The sequence below is a fragment of the Chitinophaga sp. genome (assembly GCF_035564935.1).
Classification (GTDB): domain Bacteria; phylum Bacteroidota; class Bacteroidia; order Chitinophagales; family Chitinophagaceae; genus Chitinophaga.
In genome coordinates, this window is the sequence record NZ_DATMTE010000716.1 from 1 (window position 1) to 5,277 (window position 5,277).

A 5,277-nucleotide genomic window follows, 5' to 3' on the forward strand; every position below is an offset into this window, starting at 1 on the left:
TGTTGTTTTTTCGAAGAAGTTAAACATGCAGTTTGACCTGCAGTATATCAGCCCGGTTACTACGGAGCCGGCACTAGGCGCCGATGTGGTGTTTGCGTACATGAACAATATTTCCCCTAACCAGCTTGCTGTAAATTCCAACGGTACCACGGGAGAAGGATGGGTAGGAGCCAATCCTGCTGCAGCCGCCAGGATAGGTGGTTTGAACCGTGTAAATGCGCCCTGGGGAAGCATTAATACTTCCCTGAATTATCAGCCGGTGGAATGGCTTACCGCCTCTATTAACATTGCACCTAAATACGTGCAAACCTATACGAATAAATTTAACAAGGTGTTGCAAACCTATCGCCCCGATGGAGCCCTTAGTTATAAACAGCCAGCAGTGAGCACCCTGGACGTTTCCAGTCAGCGGCAGTTTTATAACAACATGCGTGGTACGCTCACCTTTCAGAAAAAATATGGCGTACATGATTTGAAAGTATTGGCCGGGGTAGAACAGAACAGTTACCGCCAGGATAAATTCACTGCTTACCGCGACAACTATATCCTGCCTGATTATCCTGTACTGGATGCCGGATCCGCTATCAATATGAATAACAGCGGCACGGGTGAGGAATGGTCGTTACGTTCTTTTTTCGGCAGGATCAATTATAACTATAAGGAGAAGTATTTGCTGGAAATAAACACGCGTTACGACGGATCTTCCCGGTTTGCCGAAGGCCGCAAATGGGGCGTATTCCCTTCCGCTTCCGCGGGATGGCGTATTTCAGAAGAGCCGTTTATGGCATCGCTGAAGCCGGTGGTAAATGAACTGAAGCTTCGTGCATCATGGGGCCGGCTGGGTAACCAGAACATCGGTACCTATCCTTCAGCCACAGTAGTGAACCTGAGCCCTTACGTGATAGGCGGGCAAATTGTAAATGCCGCCATGCTGGATGCACTGGCCAATAAGAATATCACCTGGGAAAGTACCGAGATGAGTGATGTAGGATTTGATGTGACCCTGTTTTCCCATCTCTCCGTAACAGCAGATTACTATATCAGCAGAACAAAAGATATCCTGCTGCTGCTCAATATCCCATTGATCACAGGATTAAAGGCGCCTTACCAGAATGCAGGAAAGGTTAGCAATAAAGGTTGGGAACTGGGTCTTAATTACGACGGAAAGATACGCGACTTCAAATACAACATCGGCGTTAACGTTTCTGATGTGAAAAATGAAGTAGTGGATATGCACGGTATTAACCAGTCGGCCGTAACCGTGAGCAGGGAAGGATACCCGGTTAATTCAATTTTCGGCCTGCAGGCGGAAGGGTTTTTCCAGAACGACGATGAAGTGGCCAAACACGCTACACAGTTCGGTACCATTGCACCGGGCGATATCAGGTATAAAGACCAGAACGGCGACGGCATCATCAATGAAAGCGATAAAGTGATTCTCGGCAACACAATTCCCCGCTATACCTACGGCGTTAATCTGAATGCATCATGGAAAGGCTTTGATGTAGGCGCTTTCCTGCAGGGAGTAGGAAAAGTGGACGGCCTGATCTACGGCGCCGGTATCATGCCGTTTTATGTTAGCTCCGTTGGCGGTACGGCACAGGAGCGTTTCAAGGATTACTGGACACCGGAGCATAAAGACGCCGCATTTCCCCGCCTGGTATTTGGCGGCACCAACAATCAGCAGATCTCCAGCTTCTGGATGAAAAGCGCCGCTTATTTGCGCCTGAAGAACCTGCAGATAGGATATACCCTGCCTGCTCACCTGGTGAAGGCAGTACGGCTTAACAGCCTCCGGGTATTTGTAAATGGCTCCAACCTGTTTACCGCCAGCAAATTCTGGAAGGGATATGATGTGGAAACCGCCGTGGGCGTAGCTGACAGCTATGCTATTGTAAAGGTGTACAGTTTTGGTGTTAATGTAAATTTCTAAAAAACAGCAATCATGAGGAAGCGTTTCACTTGTTGGATAATAGCGGCCGTAACCTTATCAGGGATGCAGGCCTGTAACAAATCATATCTTGATAAAGATCCTTTAAACGGCCCTTCAGATGCCGCTTATTTTAATAACCAGGACGAACTGCTGCTGGCCGTAAACGGGTTGTATAAAGGGCTGAATAAGCCGATGGATAAAGATGCCGATCCGTCGCAGCTGGACGGGATTCCGCCGGTGCTCCTGTTTGACGCTGCCAGTGATATAGGCTACGACCGCAATACCAGCGACCTGCAGAAAATAGGCATGGGAAATCATGATGCCAACAACACCTTCACGCAGGGCATCTGGACTGCTTACTACAAGGTGATAGGGCGGTGCAATTATATACTGGACAATGCGGAGAAAGTACGGCCTGTAACCGATCCGGCGCTGTACCAGCGGAGCATGGGCGAAACCCGGTTTGTACGTGCGTTCATGTACCAGCAGTTGTTGTCGATGTTTGGTGGCGTGCCATTGGTAACGCATACCCTTACGCTGGAAAATTCACAGGTGCCCCGCAGTGAAAAAGCCGTGGTACTTAAATTTGTACTCGATGAGCTGGACAGTGCAGCTACCTCGCTGCCGGCCAGCTATACTGCTACTGATTACGGTCGCGCTACCAAAGGCGCTGCATTAACTATAAAAGCAAGGGCGGCGCTGTATAACGAACAATGGAAAATTGCTGCTGATGCTGCCAAGGCAGTGATGGATCTGAACGTGTACAGGCTGGATGACAGCTATCCCCGGCTATTTAGTTACGATGGAAAAAATTCGCCTGAAGTGATCATGGCGCTGCAATACCAACTGCCGGTCATTAACTGGGCAGGGCCATACCCACTCCTGTGCAGGAATGCAGGCGGCGCTTCCAATAAGATCCCTTCACAATCGCTGGTGGACAGTTATGAGTGTACCGACGGACTGACCATTGATCAGTCGCCCTCATATAGCCCGCAGCATCCTTTTGAGCACCGCGATCCGCGGCTTGGCTATACCATTGCGCTCCCGGGATCTGTTTTTTTCAATTACCAGTTTGAAACGCATAAGGACAGCCTGATGTGCTGGAATTATAATACCACGCCGGCTACCCGGATTCCTAACCAGGATGCCACCAATGCCTATGCATCCTTTAGCGGTTATTGCTGGCGTAAGTATGTGGATCTGAAAGATAAAGATAACACGCGGCAATCGACCCTGAGCATCATCCTGGCGCGGTATGCCGAAGTATTGCTTATTTATGCGGAAGCGAAGATAGAGGCCAATGAGCTGGATGGTACGGTATACCAGGCTATCAATGCGGTGAGGGGCCGCCCGGGTGTAAATATGCCGGTTATCCCCCCTGGCAGTACCCAGGCTGCTTTGCGGTCTGCAGTGAGGAAAGAGCGTTTGTATGAACTGGCTATGGAAGGGTTCCGTTTATTTGACATCCGCCGCTGGAAAATTGCCGATAAGGTGATGAAGGGGCCTTTTTACGGGCGTGTGCCGAGGGGACTGCTGGCTGCCGCCCCTAAAATAGATGCCAACGGGATCGCCGATTACAGTGCAGTACCCAATAAAGCGGATATGCGGGTAATAGAAGTGCGTACGTTTAATGCGGTAAGGGATTACCTCTGGCCGGTCCCTTATATAGAAACACAAACAGATCCGTTGATAGTACAAAATCCAGGATATTGATTTCCGGAGATGATGCTGTGATATTTTTGCCGCCTGCCCGTTGCATTTGCAGCGGGCAGCTTTTTTTATGACACTATTTAGTGTAAAAATGACATTTATTGTAAAAAAATGACAATTCCCCTGTAAGCCACTCTCCTGTGCAGGCTTCTCATTCCATCTTCCATAATATTTAAAAAATCTCCTAAAAAAATAATGTGCCAATAAGTATTAATTGTATATTAGACAATTAATAATTGCCTGGTTCCAGGAAGAAAGGACAAGCCGTAAGTAAAGACAGGTTTCACGTTTATGTTAATTTTCCACTTATGAATGGTGTGCATCTTCAACAATATGCAGACGATATCCTTTTAGATTTGCTGAAAGAAGATAACAGGGAAGCTTTCGATGTGATATACATGCGTTACTGGGAGCGGCTGTATTTTTACCTGGTGAAAGCGATCAGGGATACTGCGGAGGCGGAAGATATACTGCAGGAGATATTTGTGTCCCTGTGGAAACGCCGCAGCAACCTGCAAAACGTTGACTCTTTGTATACCTATCTCTATTCCTGCGTAAGATATGGCGGCTTCCGGTATATCCGCCAGGAGATAAAAAGGGATCATTTCCGCAAATCATGGAGCCTCCTTTTTACAGACGCCGACGATCTTTTTGAACAGCAACTGGCTGCCAATGAACTATCCCTGCTGATAAACCACGAAATAGATAAGCTGCCCTTGAAAATGAAACAGGTATTCCTCCTGAGCAGAACAGAAGATCTTTCCCATAAAGAAATTGCACACAAACTGAATATCTCCGATAAAACGGTAAAGAAACAGATCAGTAATGCCCTCAAATATCTTCACCTGAAACTGAATGTGTAATTTTTTTAAAAAAGATTCCAGCCATCTACTACCATCCCTTCTTTTTATACACTTCTATATAACCACGTGTTCCAATACAAAGAAAAACAGCCGTTATGAATGAAACAGAATTTAACACGCTGCTGGAACTTTACCTGAAAGGGGATTGTACGCCGGAACAAAAAGAGTGGATGGAACAGTGGTTCGACCGTCTTTCGGAAGAAGGAAGCGGAGAAGTACCGGAAGTAAACAGGGAGCTAGTTATGCAACGGCTAAAAGACCGTATTGACCGGCAGATAGAAAGACAAAATTTTTTTAAGCTCCCGGTACTGGCACGTATAGCCGCTTCCGTTATCATTATTTTATCGCTGGGTGCATGGATATACCTGCATAATCACCGTGCAGCTGCCATACAGTATGTTACCATGTCGGCGCCCAGGGGGCAACAGCTGAAACTGCTGCTGCCGGATGGATCGGGGCTGATACTTAATGCAGGTTCTATGGTCAGTTACCCTGAAAATTTTAAGGAAAACAGAACCATCATGCTCCGGGAAGGAGAGGCCTGTTTTGATGTGATCAGTGATCCCGCCCACCCTTTTAAAGTGGTAAGCGATGGTATACAAACTGAAGTCCTGGGTACGGTGTTTAATGTACAGGCATATAAAGCACTGGACGAAGTAACTGTAACGGTTATACGTGGAAAAGTGTCCGTAGGAGCATCAGCCCGGCAACCATCAATGCTGCTGAGTCCTGATGAACAGGCGGTGATCCGCCGCAGTACCGGATCACAAC

Annotated in this window: 4 protein-coding genes; all 4 read left to right on the forward strand. The window is 47.5% G+C overall.

Features of this window, described 5'->3' with window-relative positions; all coding sequences use genetic code 11:
* Positions 1-1,933 (forward strand): SusC/RagA family TonB-linked outer membrane protein (locus tag VN105_RS18455; RefSeq protein WP_325643003.1); only part of this gene is annotated, 1,933 nt, incomplete at its 5' end.
* A 12-nt stretch (positions 1,934-1,945) separates the two neighbouring features.
* Positions 1,946-3,646 (forward strand): RagB/SusD family nutrient uptake outer membrane protein, encoded by a 1,701-nt coding sequence (locus tag VN105_RS18460; protein ID WP_325643004.1) that lies wholly within the window; start codon positions 1,946-1,948, stop codon positions 3,644-3,646.
* A 305-nt stretch (positions 3,647-3,951) separates the two neighbouring features.
* On the forward strand, positions 3,952-4,506 hold the full coding sequence (locus VN105_RS18465; RefSeq protein ID WP_325643005.1) for an RNA polymerase sigma-70 factor: 555 nt from the start codon (positions 3,952-3,954) through the stop codon (positions 4,504-4,506).
* 95 nt (positions 4,507-4,601) lie between these two features.
* Positions 4,602-5,277, forward strand: a 676-nt coding sequence (locus tag VN105_RS18470) for a FecR family protein (RefSeq protein ID WP_325643006.1), incomplete at its 3' end; no start/stop codon positions are given.